Below are 12,707 nucleotides of genomic sequence, written 5' to 3'. Positions count from 1 at the left end.
CGCTCAGGACGGGGAGGATCCGCCGATGCGGGTCCTCCTCGTCAACGCATAGGCCGAAATGCGCCGGAATTACGGCTATCGCCCTGGTATAAGCCCACCTGCGCCGTACCCCCGGCGCAAAATTTGCTATACGGTCGGCGAATGAAGGTCGAGGAGCATTGGTGGAACGGAGACACGACCCCGCGCGGACGCCGGGACGTGTATATCCGTACTGACGGGCAGGGTTGGGAGGTCCGCGCCCAGATCGGTGGGGCGTCGGGTCGTGAGCGGGTGCAGCAGTGCCCAAGCCGGGCCTCGGCGGCCATCCTCGCCGATGCCTGGCGCGGCACCCACCCATCCTGGCGCGAGCTGAAGCAGCGCTGATCCGGCACCGGGCCGGGCCGGCAAACGCTCCTGGGTTCCCCGCCCGGTGCGCTCCCCGGCCGGCCCGGCGCTCGGCTCAGCTCGCGCGCTCGCGGTCGTCGGGCCGACAGACGCCCAGGTTGCGGGTCACCGCTTTTGGAGCATGACCGAAGCGACGTCCGCTATCAGCGCCAGCGCCCAAGCAAGCTGTGGGCAGTCGTTGCGACCTCCGCACTCGAAGCAGCCGCCTGCTCGCCACGGCCTGTCGAGAGCACGAGTCCGGTCCGATGGAAGGTGCCGAACGAAGGAACCTTCACATGCCCATACCTACCGGCGGATACCGCGAGGTGGCCGAGGACCTCGCCGCCCGGATCAAGAGCGGGGAGTACGCGGCAGGAGAGCGTCTGCCCACCTACAACGAACTCGCGAACCTGTACGACGTCAGCGTGACCACGGTCCAGAGGGCGATCATCGTCCTGCAGACCCGTGGCGTGGTGGTCGGTCTCCAGGGCCGTGGCCTGTGGGTCGCTGAGGATGTGGATTCTCCTTGATCAGGTGATGAGAAGTAGGTGTCCGGGGGCGGATTCGACTACTTCTCATCACCTGATCAAGGGACGCCCCGCGCGGTCCGTGTACCCCGCCCTCAGGCCGGGTACACGGAGACCTGCCGGTCGTGCCCGATGGAGGTCGCCCATGTCGCAGAGCCCCGACGAGGAGAACCCCGGCCTCGACGAGGAGGTTCGGGAAGCCGAGCGTCGGCTCGGCAACCTCACCACCTCGTCGGACGACGCGCTTGCCGACGACGACGCCCGAGCCCCGGACGAGGCCCCCTCCGAGCAGGACGAGGCCCATTCCGAGCCGGACGAGGCCCTCTCCGAGCAGGACACCGACCAGTAGGTCCACTCGCCTTCGTTGAAGTCGGTGTGTCCGGGGCGGTCTGACACCCCGACTTCACGGAAACCGAGTCGATCATGAACGGGCCGGCGGTGATCGCCTCGCTCAGGCGGTCGGGACCGGCAGCACCGCGCCCTCGGCGGCCGACCGGTGCGCCAGCTCGATCAGCTCGACGGTGGCGACCGAGTCCCGCGGGTCCACCGGCATCGGCGTGCCGTCGCGCAGCGCCGCCGCCACCTGCGCGTAGAAGCTCTGGTACGCGCCGGGCTCGGTCGGCACCGCCCGCAGGTCGCCATCCACACCGAGCAGGCCGTACCGCTCCGGCGGAACCTCGCCCCACCCCGGCTGGCCCGGTCGGCCGCCGTCGTGCAGGGCCGCCTCCTGCACATCGAGGCCGTACGTCGTGTAGCCGGCCCGGTCGCCCAGCACCCGCAGGCGCGGCCCGAGCTGAGCGGTCATGGCGCCCATCCACAGGTGCGAGCGCACCCCGTTGGCGTGGGTCAACGCCACGAAGGCGTCGTCGTCGACGGCCGCGCCCGCGCGGCGACGGTCCACCTCCGCGTAGACGCGCTCGACCCGGCCGAACAGTTGCACCGCCTGGTCGACGAGGTGGGCGCCGAGGTCGAAGAGGGCGCCGCCGGCCTCCTCGGGACCGGCAAGCTCCCGCCAGCCCGGCTTGATCGTCGGACGGAACCGCTCGAACCGGGACTCGAAGCGCAGCACCCGGCCCAACTCGCCCTGCTCGACCAGGCGGCGGACGGTCAGGAAGTCGCCGTCCCAGCGCCGGTTCTGGAAGACCGTCAGCGGCACCCCACGCTCGGTGGCCTCGCCGATCAGGGCGCGACCCTCCGCGGCGGTCGGGGAGAGGGGCTTGTCGACGACCACCGGCAGCCCGGCGGCCAGTGCCGCTCGGGCCATCGGCACGTGCTGCCGGTTCGGCGTCGCCACCACGACCAGGTCCAGGGCATCCGGGGTACGCCACAGCTCGTCGGCGTCGTCGACCAGGCGGGCGTCCGGGAAGTGCTGCCGGGCCTGTTCGCGTCGCTGCGGATCGCGGGTCACGATCGCGTCGAGCCGCAGCCCGGGGGTCGCGGCGATCAGCGGCGCGTGGAACACCCGACCCGCCAGCCCATATCCCAGCAGACCGACCCGCAGCGCCTCCGCCATGCCCGTACCCCCGTCTCGCCGGCCCGCGCCCATCGGTGGCGGCGGCACCGCGCGTCGAATCTACGCCCCGACCTCGGCCCGGTGCTGGTCAGCCCGTCGGGTCGCGGCGCAGGTAGGTGAGCACCGCGAGCACCCGGCGGTTGGTGTCGTCGCTGGGCGGCAGGTCGAGCTTCAGCAGGATGTTGCCGACGTGCTTGCCGACCGCCGCCTCGGTGACGTGCAGTCGGCCGGCGATCGAGGCGTTCGACCGACCCTCGGCCAGCAGCGCCAGCACCTCGCGTTCGCGGGCGGAGAGCGCGGCGAGCGGATCGCGCGGGCGGTGCAGCAGTTGCCGCACCACGTCCGGGTCGATGGCGGTGCCGCCGGCCGTGACCCGGCGCAGCGTGTCGACGAACTCGGTGACCTCGGCCACCCGGTCCTTGAGCAGGTAGCCCACCCGCTGACCGTCGCCGCTGTCCAGCAGCGCCGCCGCGTACCCGGTCTGCACGTACTGGCTGAGCACCACCACCGGCAGGTGGGGTCGCTCGGCGCGCAACGCGACGGCCGCCCGGAGCCCGTCGTCGTGGCGACCCGGCGGCATCCGGATGTCGGTGAGCACCAGGTCCGGTTGGTGTTCGCGGGCCGCGCCCAGCAGCTCGGGCGCGGAGCCGACGGCGGCGCACACCGTGAACTCGAAGCGGGTCAGCAGCGCGACCAGGCCCTCCCGCAGCAGCACCTCGTCCTCCGCGAGGACCACTCGGGTCACCGACGACATGGCAGCTCCACCCGGACCAGGGTAGGCCCGCCGGGCGGGCTGGACAGCAGCAGCCGGCCGTCCACGGCGGCGACCCGGTCGGCGAGCCCGGTCAGGCCGGTGCCCCGGGCCGGGTCGGCGCCGCCGTGACCGTCGTCGGTCACCTCGACGACGAGGTCACCGCCGACCCGGGTGAGGCGTACGTCGGCGCGGGTCGCCCCGGCGTGCCGGACGACGTTGCCCAGCGCCTCGGACACCACGAAGTAGGCGGTCGTCTCGACGATCTCCGGCAACTCGCCGTGCAGGTCGGCGTGCACGGTGACCGGGATGGTGGCGACGTCGGCCAGCTCGCTCGCGGCGCCGGCCAGACCGAGGTCGGTGAGGCTCTGCGGGCGAATGCCGTGCACCAACTGTCGCAACATCACCATCAGGCCCCGGGCCTGGTCGTGTGCCACGGCGAGGGGCCGGGCGGCCGGGGAGTCCTCGGGTACGTCCAACCGGGCCAGACCGAGCTGGAGGGTGAGGCTTGTCAGTCGTGGCTGCGCGCCGTCGTGCAGGTCCCGTTCGATCCGGCGCCGTTCCGCCTCGTACGCGCCGACCAGCCGAGTGCGCGAACGGGCGACCTCGCGCAGCGCCGCCGCGTTCACCGGCCAGGCCAGCGCCCACCGGGTCATGGCTGCCTGTGCGGCGGCGATCAGACCGGTCGCGTAACAGAAGACGGGCAGCAGCAGCACCGCCACGATCGCGTACGGGATGGCTTCCGCGGTGGTCTCGATCGGCTGCCAGATGACGACCGGCTCGGCGTCGCCGGCCAGCCAGGGACTGGTGATCATCCCGAGGTCGAGCAGCACCAGCAGCAGGAAGAACCAGTACACGACGGGCACGAGCCCGCCCAGGCAGAAAAGGTACGCCACCTCTCGCCAGGCCCCGGCGCTGCGGTAGCGGGCGACCAGACCCGGCCACGGCGGCGCGGGCAGCGGACGGTTGTCCACGAGCCGGAGCCGCCACCGCTCGATGACGGCCACCGGGAAGCTCACGATCGGCGCGACCGCCAGCAGGCTGAGGCTGCCGACCGCCAGGAACAGCAGCAGCGCGACGCCGGGCGGCCGACCGTGCAGCAGCAACCCGTTGGCGGCGGCCAGCAGCGGCGCGCCGATGACGAGCAGCCCGGTGGCGAGGATGCCCGCGATCGGCACGGTGCTGAGCACGTAGGCCAGCGCGCGCCAGGGCCAGGCGGAGATCAGCCAGGTGCGGCGACGCAGCGCCTCGTCCAGCCGAGTAGGGGGTTCCGGGGTCATACCGAAGACGCTAATCGGGCACGACCTGGCGCCCCAGCCGTCCAGATCCCCTTTCCGAGGTAGGTCCAGCACTACCGACCCCTCGCGTGTGCGGCCTCCGGAAACGGGAAGAACGCGGCGTACGTGACCTGTCCGGGCGGCGGCTGGAGAGACATGGGTGCCAGCACCTTCGTGGTTGTCGGCGGTACCAGTGGCCTCGGCCTCGCGGTGGCCCGACTGCTCGTCGACGAGCATCAGGTAGTGGTGTTCGGCAACGTGCCGGCCGAGGTCGCCGCCGCGACCGACGAGTTGGGTTGCGACGGTGCCGTCTGCGACATCTCCTCCTACGAGCAGGTCCGCGACGGGTTCGCCGAGGTGGTCGAGCGCTACGGCACTATCGACGGGGTGGCCGCCTGCGCCTCGATGTGGGCGGGCGGCGACCTGGGGGACCTGTCGGTGGAGCACATCCGTCGGGCCGTGGAGATCAACGTTCTGGGCATCACGTACCTGCTGCGGGAGGCGGTGCAGCACCTGCACCGGCAGGGCCACGGGAACGTCGTCTACATCGGCGCGCTGGCGTTGGCGGCCCCCCGGCCCGGCATCCCCGTCTACCGGGCCACCAAGAGCTACGGCAACAGCCTTGTCGACTCGCTGGCCGAGGCCCAGCACAGCAACCGGGTCAAGGTGATGCAGCTGCATCCTGGACCGATGCCGACGCGGCTACAGGAACGGGTGGGCGCCGAGTTCCTGGACGAGGTGTACGCCATGCCCGAACAGGTCGCCACCGAGGTCGTCCGGCTGCTGCTGCTCGAACCCGACGACCTCTACGTCTCCGGTGAGCGCGTGCTGCGCGCGGACGGGCGGTGGTGACGGCCGGAGCCGGACCCGACGACCGTCCGGCGTCGGCCTGGGCGCCGCTGCGGACCGCGGTCTACCGCAACCTGTGGTTGGCCCTGCTCGCCGCCAACATCGGCACCTGGATGCAGACGGTCGGCGCCCAGTGGCTGCTGATCCACCACACCAACGCGTCCACTCTCGTCGCGCTGGTCCAGACCGCCAGCCTGCTGCCGGTGCTGCTGCTGGCGTTGCCGGCCGGGGTGCTGGCCGACACCTTCGACCGCCGGCACCTGCTGATCGCCGTGCAGCTGTTCCTGGTGGCGGTGGCGGTGACGTTGACGCTGCTCACCCTGACCGACCGGATGCCGCCGGCGTTGCTGCTCACCCTCACCTTCGCGTTCGGGGTCGGGCAGGCGTTGACCCTGCCGGCCTGGGCGGCGGTGATCCCGGAGCTGGTGCCGTCCGACCAGCTTCGGTCGGCGTCCGCGCTCGGTTCGATAAGCGTGAACGTGGCGAGGGCCGTCGGGCCCGCGGTGGCCGGCGTGCTGATCGCCCGTACCGGCGTCGCCCCGGTCTTCGGCATCAACGCGGTCGCCTTCGGGATCTTCGCGTACGCGCTGTGGCGCTGGCGGCCCCGCAACGCCCGCGCGGTCGAGGTGCCCGAGCGGTTCACCGCCGCCCTGCGCGCCGGCAGCCGGTACGTACGCCACTCGCCGACCGTGCGCCGGCTCCTGCGTCGTGCGCTGGTCTTCGTGGTCCCGGCCAGCGCGCTGTGGGCGCTGCTGCCGCTGGTGGCCGCCCGGCGGCTGGGGTTGGGTTCCGGCGGGTACGGGCTGCTGCTGGCGGCTCTCGGCGTGGGCGCCATCACCGGCGGTGTGCTGCTGGCCATGATCCGCACCCGGCTGTCGGCCAACCAGCTCCTGCTGATCGCCGGCGTGCTGTTCACCGTGGCGCTGACAGTGGTCGGCACCGTGCGGGTGGTACCCCTGGTGCTCCTCGCCCTGCTGCCCGCCGGGATGGCCTGGGTGACGGTCCTGGCCAACGTCAACGCCGAGATGCAGCTCTTCCTGCCCAGCTGGGTACGGGCCCGGGGCTTGGCCGTCTACCAGGTGTGTTTCGCCGGTGGGCAGGCGGTCGGCGCTCTGGTCTGGGGCCTGGTGGCCGACATGGCCGGGCTGGTCCTCGCCTATCTCGCGGCGGCGGCGCTGATGCTCGTCGGCACCGCGACCAGCCGGCTCTGGCCGTTGCCGGACCTGCGGTCGGTCAACCGCGAGCCGGCGGCCTACTGGCCGCAACTGCACCTGGCGCAGGAACCGGACCCGGGGGTGGGGCCGGTGCTGGTGACGGTGCAGTACACCGTCCGGCCGGAGCGGGCCGGGTCGTTCCTCGCGGCGATGGACCAGGTGCGCGGCGCGCGGCAGCGGACTGGCGCGATGCGGTGGGGGTTGTTCCGGCCGGCCGAGACGACGGACCGGTTCGTCGAGGTGTACCTGGTGCCGTCCTGGGACGAACACCTGCGTCAGCACGGCGGTCGGTTGACCGGCGAGGATCGCGCGGCCGAGGAACGGGCCCGGGAGTTCACCGACGACGAACCGGAGGTGCGGCACCTCGTGCCCGCCGCCGCCGGCCCGACGTTGTCCGACGACCGCGAAGAGCTGTGAGGTCGGGCCGGCGGGCGACGTACGGCGTACGCCCGCGTTGTTAGGATGACCGGATCATGGCGAGTGAACGCAAGGGGACCGCGGACCCGGCCCGCAGCCTGGCCATCCTCTGGCGCACCCGGGAACCGGCAAGCCGCAGCGCCGGCCCGGGTCTCAGCGTCGACCGGATCGTCCGGGCCGCGATCGACATCGCCGACACCGACGGCCTCGACGCGCTGACGATGCGCCGGGTCGGCGAGGCGTTGGGCGTCGGCACCATGTCGGTCTACACCTACGTGCCGGGCAAGGCCGAACTCGTCGCCGTCATGATCGATACCGCGTACGGCGAGCTGCCGCACCCCGCCGCCGAGGGGGACTGGCGGGCCCGGCTGGAGCGGGTCGCCCGCGACAATCTCGCGCTCTACCTGCGGCATCGGTGGATGCTCCGGGCCGAGACGACCCGGCCGGTGCTCGGCCCGCACCTGGTGGCCAAGTACGACCGCGAGCTGAGCGCGGTCGCCGACATCGGGCTCACCGACGTCGAGATGGACGCGGTGCTCACGCTCGTCCTCGGGCACGTGAAGAGTTCCGCCCGGGCCGCCACCGAGGTCGTCGACCTGGAGCGCGAGACCGGCATGACCGACGGGCAGTGGTGGCAGTCGCACGCGCCCTGGCTGGAGACGTTCCTGACGGCCGGTGCCTACCCGACCGCCTCGCGGGTCGGCACGGCGGCCGGCCAACAGCACGGTGCCCCCTACGACCCGGACTACGCCTTCGAGTTCGGCCTGCAACGCGTCCTCGACGGGATCTCGGTGGTGGTCGCCGACCGGGCCACCGCCGGTTAGGGCGTGTGTCAAAGCCCCTGGCCGGCCTGCGGCGGGCCCAGACGACGACCGGCCGCGTTGGAGATTGGTCCGGATACAACACCGGTATCCGGACCAATCTCCGCCTTGCCGGACCGCCGCCTGGACTCCGCCTCGGCTCGACCGAGGACTTTGACACACGCCCTAGGGCGCGGGCAGCCCGACGTCGCCCGGCCTGATCAGCTCGCGCCGGGCACGCAGGTACTCACCGTGCGCACCGGCCGTGCGCACCAACCCATCCTAGGAGCGGCCACCAGCCGCCCATCCTGGTCCTGCCACTACCAGGAAAACCAGGAACCCGGCTAACGCCGGCCGGCGGGGTGACAGTTTGGGGCGTACGCACCAACGAGAGATGGGACAGAGATGAGCGAGCGACTCACGACCCCGTTCGGGTTCGCCTCGACCGCCGACGAGGTCCTCGCCGGAGTCGACCTGAGCGGCAAACGGGCCCTCGTCACCGGAGGTGCCGCCGGCATCGGCGTCGAGACCGCCCGCTCGCTGGCCGCCGCCGGCGCCGAGGTCGTGCTCGCGGTCCGTCGGGTCAGCGCCGGCGAGCAGGCCGCCGCGGACATCGCGGCCGGCCTGGGCGCGGACCGGGTCACCGTCCGCGAGCTGGACCTGGCCAACCAGGATTCGGTACGCCGGTTCGTCGCCGGCTGGGACCAGCCGCTGCACATCCTGGTCAACAACGCCGGGATCATGGCGCTGCCCGAGCTGGAGCGCACCGCCGAGGGCTGGGAGATGCAGTTCGCCACCAACTTCATGGGGCACTACGCGTTGACCGTCGGCCTGCACGACGCGCTCGCCGCCGCCGGTGGCGCCCGGGTGGTGTCGGTCAGCTCCAGTGGCAACCTCTTCTCCCCGGTGATCTTCGACGACCTGCACTTCGCGTTCCGGCCGTACGACCCGCTGCTGGCCTACGGGCAGTCCAAGAGCGCCGAGGCCCTGCTCGCCGTCGAGGCGACCCGCCGCTGGTCCGGCGAGGGCATCTACGCCAACGCGCTCAACCCGGGTGCGATCGCCACCGGCCTGCAGAAGCACACCGGCGGGCTGCGTACGCCCAGGGAACGCCAGAAGACCCCGCAGCAGGGCGCCGCGACCTCGGTTCTGCTCGCCGCGTCCCCGCTGCTCGACGGCGTCGGCGGTCGCTACTTCGAGGACTGCGCCGAGGCCCCGGTCGTCACCGAGCGGCCCGCCGACTACACAGGCGTGGCGGCGTACGCCCTCGATCCGGGCAACGCGCGGCGGCTCTGGGACGTGGCGGCGGAGCTGGTTGCGGCCGGGTAGCCGGCCCGATGCCGCAGAGACCACCGAGGCACGGCGACCAACCGCGACGCGACGACGTGGTGGAGTTGCGGGTGCACGGCGTGTCGGGGGCGCGACCCTCGGTCGTGCTGCGCGAGGCGAGGGTGCGGCAGGTCGCGGGCGACGACAGCGGGGGCTTCCACCGCCGCGCCGGGCCCGACGACACCGACCCGGACGGGCTGACGCTGGAGGCGTACCGCTGGGGTGACCTGCCCTCGGGCACCGTGGCGCGGACGCTCTCCCTGGTCTTCCTGCTGCCGTTCATGCTCAGCAACCTGGCGGTGTGGATGCGGCCCGCCGGCCGCGCCGCCGCCGGGGTCACCGTCCTGTGCCGGCTCCTCGCGCTGAACCTCACGGTGGTCTACGTGGTGTCCATCGCCGGGGTCGGCCTCGACCTGCTCGCCTGGCGGTGTCTCGGCGCGGCGGACTGCCGGGCGCCGTTCGACACGCTGGCCGGGCTCGACGACCGGCACGTCGGGCAGCGGCTGGCCGCGCTGGCGCTGCTGCCGATCGCCGCGGTCGCGCTCCTGCGGCTGCTCGGAACCCGCAGGTCCCGCCCGTCCGGCAACCCGCTGTGGGCGGTGGAGCCGCTGGTGGGGCGGCTGCGGGCGATCCATGTCGCCGCCGCGTTCGCCGTACTCGATCTGCTGTTGCTCGTGGCCCGTCGCGGCGGCGGCGCGACGCCCGCGACGACGCTGCTGCTGACGCTCAGCGCGGCGGTCCTGCTGGCCTGCGTCGGTCTGCTCGCCGTGCCGGGGCTCATCGACCGTGCGGCGACCGCACGGATGTCCACCTGGGCCGCCCGCGCGGCGGCCCTGGTGGCGGCCGGGCTGACCGTGGCGACCCTCGTCGCTGTCGCGGGCGACGAGCGGGGCTGGGCATCGTCGGCCACGCTCCCGGGCTACGGCGCGATCACGGGCGGGGCGCTGCTCGGCCAGATGGTGCTGCTGGTGCTGCTCTGCGGGCTGGTGCTGTGGCGGCACGGTCACGTCCGGGGGCGGTCTGCCCTGCCGCGGGGACTGGGTGCGACGGTCATCGCGGCCATCGCGGTCGGTCTGTCCGGCGCGTTCTCCGCCGACCTCGTCTATCAGACGGGGGTACTGCTCGGCGGCTATCGCGCCGACGACGAGCCGCCGCTGCCGTACCGCTGGACGATCCTGGCGGTGTTCCTGCACCTGGTCGCGGCGGCGCTGGTGTGCACCGCGTTGACTGTCCTGTCCCGGCGTCGCCGGTGGCATGCGGCGGCGGACATCACCGCCCGCGACTTCCCCACGCCGCCGCCGGAGGCGACCGGACGGCTGTGGGAGGTCACCGGGGCGGTGGCCCGGGCGCGGTTCACCGAGTGGCTGGGCCCTCTGGCCACCGGGTACGCGGTGCTCGCCGTGGTCGGGCTGGCCGCGGGTCTGCTCGGACAGTTCGGGCGCGAACCGGACGAGGTGGCGTGGCAGGTCTTCGGGCTGCCGACCGGGTTCGTCGGGATGGCGCTCACCGTGGGCACCTACGTCATCGCCGCAGTGGTCCTCGTCCTGTTGTCGGGTGGTGTGTTCGCCTACCGGACGGCATGGTTCCGCCGGCACGTCGGGATCCTGTGGGACCTGGGCACCTTCTGGCCCCGGGCCGCCCACCCGTTCGCGCCCCCGAGTTACGCCGACCGCGCCGTGCCGGAGCTGGCCGACCGGATCACCCAACTGGCCGAGCGGCACGCCGGGGTGGTGCTGTGCGGGCACAGCCACGGCTCGGCGTTGCTGGCCCTCGCGGTGCTGCGGCTGCCGCCGCGAACCCGCCGACGGGTCGCGCTGCTCACCTACGGCTCCCCGCTGGACCGCCTCTACGCCCGGCTCTTTCCGGCGTACCTGAACGAGACCGTGTTGCGCGAGGTGGGGGAGCGGGTCGGCTGGCGGTGGCTCAACCTCTGGCGCGACACGGACCCGGTCGGCGGTTGGATCTTCGCCGCGCACCGGCCCGGGGATCCGCCGCCGGACGCCGCCGACCCGGCCGGGCGTGTCGACCGGAGGCTGCGCGACCCCCGGGACCTGCTGCCCGCACCGGGGGAGCGTCGACCGCCACCGCTGCGCGGGCACCACCCGGACGAGTCCGCGCCCGAGTTCCGGGCGGCCCTGCGGGAACTCGCCGGCCGGTTGCGCCGGTCGGACGACGAATGAGCCTCACCGGTCCTCGGACAGTCGCTCGGACTCCGCGACCACCGTGCGGATCTTGCGCAGGGTGGCGTCGGGGGCGTGCACTGCGGTCCGCCACCTGTCCAGCGTGCGGGTCAGCACCCGGACCACGTACTGCAACTGGTTGACCTGCTCGCGCAGCAGCCCCAACTCCGACCGGGCGCTCACCGCCTCGCTCTCCAACTCGGTGATCCGCGTCTGGAGGGGTTGCACGAGCGTCAGGGCGGCCTCGGTGAGCGTGTCGGCGGCGTCGGCCTTGAACTTGCCCCGCTGCGACACGACCGTGGCGATGGCGGCCAGGCCGGTCGTGCCGCCGAGGACGCCGAGCAGGCTGAGCAACACCTGGACCCAGTGCGGTGCCTCGGGTGTCGATACCGAGATCACGTGACACCTCCCACGACCCGTCGGTGAGTCGTGCACTGGTGCCCGTAGGCCAGGCAGCGGAGGTCGGACGCGATCTGGGCGATCCGCCAGAAGGACCCCAGCACCACCGCGCTGATCAACGACGCGGCGACGATGCCCTGCTGGCCCGCCACCGCCACCAGCGCCACCGCGTACATGCCGGTGATGGTGCCGAGCATCAGCACGGACGCGAACTCGATGCCGAGGCCCGTGGAGAGCCGACCGGGCCACAGGATGCCCAGCAGCCCGCCCACGCCGACGGCGATCAGGGCGACCTCCCAACCGAGCTGGATGGGTTCCGGCATGGACAGTTGGACCGACGGTGGCCGGACGTCGAGCGCGAGCAGCAGGACACCACAGACGGGTGTCGTGATCAACGCGGCCACCTCGAACGGTTGGTGCTTGGCGCGGTTGCGCAGATGCCCCACGGCGACTCCTTGGTCGAGGACCGTGCTCGCCAGACCGACACCGGGCCTGTGCCGTGGGGTGGGTCGCGACCGCGAGGCGGTCCGTGCGGCGAAGCCCGAGGGCGGCGGTGCAGGGGAACGGTCGATGGGCGACTCGCCGCCGTTGGCTGCCGGTATCTGCCTGTGTATCACCGCCGACCGGTTCGCGTCCACCCGCGCAGAGTCGCATTTCCGCAGGTCACGGCCACCTTCGGCGGTCTTCCGGCACGGGAGCGTCCGGCGGCCCGCTCACGTGTCGGAGGTATTACCGTCGTCCCTGGCTCCACCACGATCATTATCGGTGGCCATACCTGTGCCGGACTCGGCACGATGACGATCACAGCCGCAGAGCGGGTTCCGCCCGCGGGAAGAGGTCCGATGAGCCGCTATTCGATGGACGAGCGCGAGGCATTCGTGGCGATGTCCCGCTTCGTGTGGCAGTTCGCGAACCGGGCCGGGGACGACCTGCTCACGCTTCTGGGAGACATCCACATCGAGGCAGACGGCGGACCAACGGACCCCGCCGCGTGGGACGACTGGTTGGCCTGCGTTCGCTCCGTGGTGGACGGCGCGGAAGACCCGGCCGGCGGCTCGGCCGGCTAGTGCCCGGTCAGCGCCGCATCA

At 72.7% G+C, this 12,707-nt stretch carries 14 protein-coding genes; 9 read left to right on the top strand and 5 right to left on the bottom strand.

The window, feature by feature from the left end; genetic code table 11:
- The first annotated feature begins 141 nt into the window (after positions 1 to 141).
- From ACLQ29_RS10620 to ACLQ29_RS10610, 3 genes are all read left to right on the top strand, one after another.
- A complete protein-coding gene (locus ACLQ29_RS10620; protein ID WP_030335934.1) occupies positions 142 to 363 on the top strand; it encodes a hypothetical protein in 222 nt (73 codons plus the stop codon).
- 296 nt (positions 364 to 659) lie between these two features.
- The gene (locus ACLQ29_RS10615) at positions 660 to 893 is read left to right on the top strand and encodes a winged helix-turn-helix domain-containing protein (RefSeq protein ID WP_425771437.1); all 234 of its coding nucleotides are present in this window, start codon (positions 660 to 662) and stop codon (positions 891 to 893) included.
- Positions 894 to 1,035: 142 nt separating this feature from the next.
- Complete coding sequence (locus ACLQ29_RS10610) at positions 1,036 to 1,239, top strand: hypothetical protein (protein ID WP_425771436.1); 204 nt, start codon at positions 1,036 to 1,038, stop codon at positions 1,237 to 1,239.
- A gap of 102 nt (positions 1,240 to 1,341) precedes the next feature.
- Here the strand turns inward: ACLQ29_RS10610 and ACLQ29_RS10605 are convergent, their stop codons facing one another.
- The 3 genes from ACLQ29_RS10605 to ACLQ29_RS10595 all read right to left on the bottom strand — a co-directional run bounded on the left by ACLQ29_RS10605 (position 1,342) and on the right by ACLQ29_RS10595 (position 4,434).
- Positions 1,342 to 2,403, bottom strand: coding sequence for a Gfo/Idh/MocA family oxidoreductase (locus ACLQ29_RS10605; RefSeq protein ID WP_425771435.1), 1,062 nt, complete (start codon positions 2,401 to 2,403; stop codon positions 1,342 to 1,344).
- A gap of 88 nt (positions 2,404 to 2,491) precedes the next feature.
- Positions 2,492 to 3,157 (bottom strand): response regulator transcription factor, encoded by a 666-nt coding sequence (locus ACLQ29_RS10600; RefSeq protein WP_393367366.1) that lies wholly within the window; start codon positions 3,155 to 3,157, stop codon positions 2,492 to 2,494.
- Positions 3,145 to 4,434, bottom strand: a complete 1,290-nt coding sequence (locus ACLQ29_RS10595; RefSeq protein WP_425771434.1) for a histidine kinase — start codon at positions 4,432 to 4,434, stop codon at positions 3,145 to 3,147. The genes ACLQ29_RS10600 and ACLQ29_RS10595 overlap by 13 nt, the downstream gene beginning before the upstream one ends.
- A gap of 153 nt (positions 4,435 to 4,587) precedes the next feature.
- Here ACLQ29_RS10595 and ACLQ29_RS10590 point away from each other — a divergent pair, with 153 nt between their 5' ends.
- The 5 genes from ACLQ29_RS10590 (at position 4,588) to ACLQ29_RS10570 (ending at position 11,220) form a co-directional block, all read left to right on the top strand.
- The gene (locus ACLQ29_RS10590; protein ID WP_425771433.1) at positions 4,588 to 5,283 is read left to right on the top strand and encodes an SDR family NAD(P)-dependent oxidoreductase; all 696 of its coding nucleotides are present in this window, start codon (positions 4,588 to 4,590) and stop codon (positions 5,281 to 5,283) included.
- A complete protein-coding gene (locus tag ACLQ29_RS10585) occupies positions 5,277 to 6,911 on the top strand; it encodes an MFS transporter (protein WP_425771432.1) in 1,635 nt (544 codons plus the stop codon). Before ACLQ29_RS10590 ends, ACLQ29_RS10585 begins: the two co-directional genes overlap by 7 nt.
- Before the next feature lie 56 nt (positions 6,912 to 6,967).
- Positions 6,968 to 7,735 carry a TetR/AcrR family transcriptional regulator gene (locus tag ACLQ29_RS10580; RefSeq protein ID WP_425771431.1) on the top strand — a complete coding sequence of 256 codons (768 nt, stop codon included), beginning with the start codon at positions 6,968 to 6,970 and terminating at the stop codon, positions 7,733 to 7,735.
- 381 nt (positions 7,736 to 8,116) lie between these two features.
- Positions 8,117 to 9,040, top strand: coding sequence for an SDR family NAD(P)-dependent oxidoreductase (locus ACLQ29_RS10575; RefSeq protein ID WP_425771430.1), 924 nt, complete (start codon positions 8,117 to 8,119; stop codon positions 9,038 to 9,040).
- An 8-nt stretch (positions 9,041 to 9,048) separates the two neighbouring features.
- On the top strand, positions 9,049 to 11,220 hold the full coding sequence (locus ACLQ29_RS10570; RefSeq protein ID WP_425771429.1) for a hypothetical protein: 2,172 nt from the start codon (positions 9,049 to 9,051) through the stop codon (positions 11,218 to 11,220).
- A gap of 3 nt (positions 11,221 to 11,223) precedes the next feature.
- Here the strand turns inward: ACLQ29_RS10570 and ACLQ29_RS10565 are convergent, their stop codons facing one another.
- Together ACLQ29_RS10565 and ACLQ29_RS10560 are read right to left on the bottom strand one after the other, a co-directional pair.
- Complete coding sequence (locus ACLQ29_RS10565) at positions 11,224 to 11,619, bottom strand: hypothetical protein (protein WP_393367374.1); 396 nt, start codon at positions 11,617 to 11,619, stop codon at positions 11,224 to 11,226.
- On the bottom strand, positions 11,616 to 12,065 hold the full coding sequence (locus tag ACLQ29_RS10560; protein WP_425771428.1) for a hypothetical protein: 450 nt from the start codon (positions 12,063 to 12,065) through the stop codon (positions 11,616 to 11,618). The genes ACLQ29_RS10565 and ACLQ29_RS10560 overlap by 4 nt, the downstream gene beginning before the upstream one ends.
- A gap of 396 nt (positions 12,066 to 12,461) precedes the next feature.
- On the opposite strand from ACLQ29_RS10560, the gene ACLQ29_RS10555 reads away from it, so the two are divergent.
- A complete protein-coding gene (locus ACLQ29_RS10555; RefSeq protein WP_425771427.1) occupies positions 12,462 to 12,686 on the top strand; it encodes a hypothetical protein in 225 nt (74 codons plus the stop codon).
- Positions 12,687 to 12,707: the final 21 nt, after the last annotated feature.

Origin of the sequence: Micromonospora sp. DT228, assembly GCF_049841595.1 — a bacterium.
Taxonomy (GTDB): domain Bacteria; phylum Actinomycetota; class Actinomycetes; order Mycobacteriales; family Micromonosporaceae; genus Micromonospora.
Note: the sequence above shows the minus strand (reverse complement) of the source record. Positions and strands in the feature narration are given on the sequence as shown.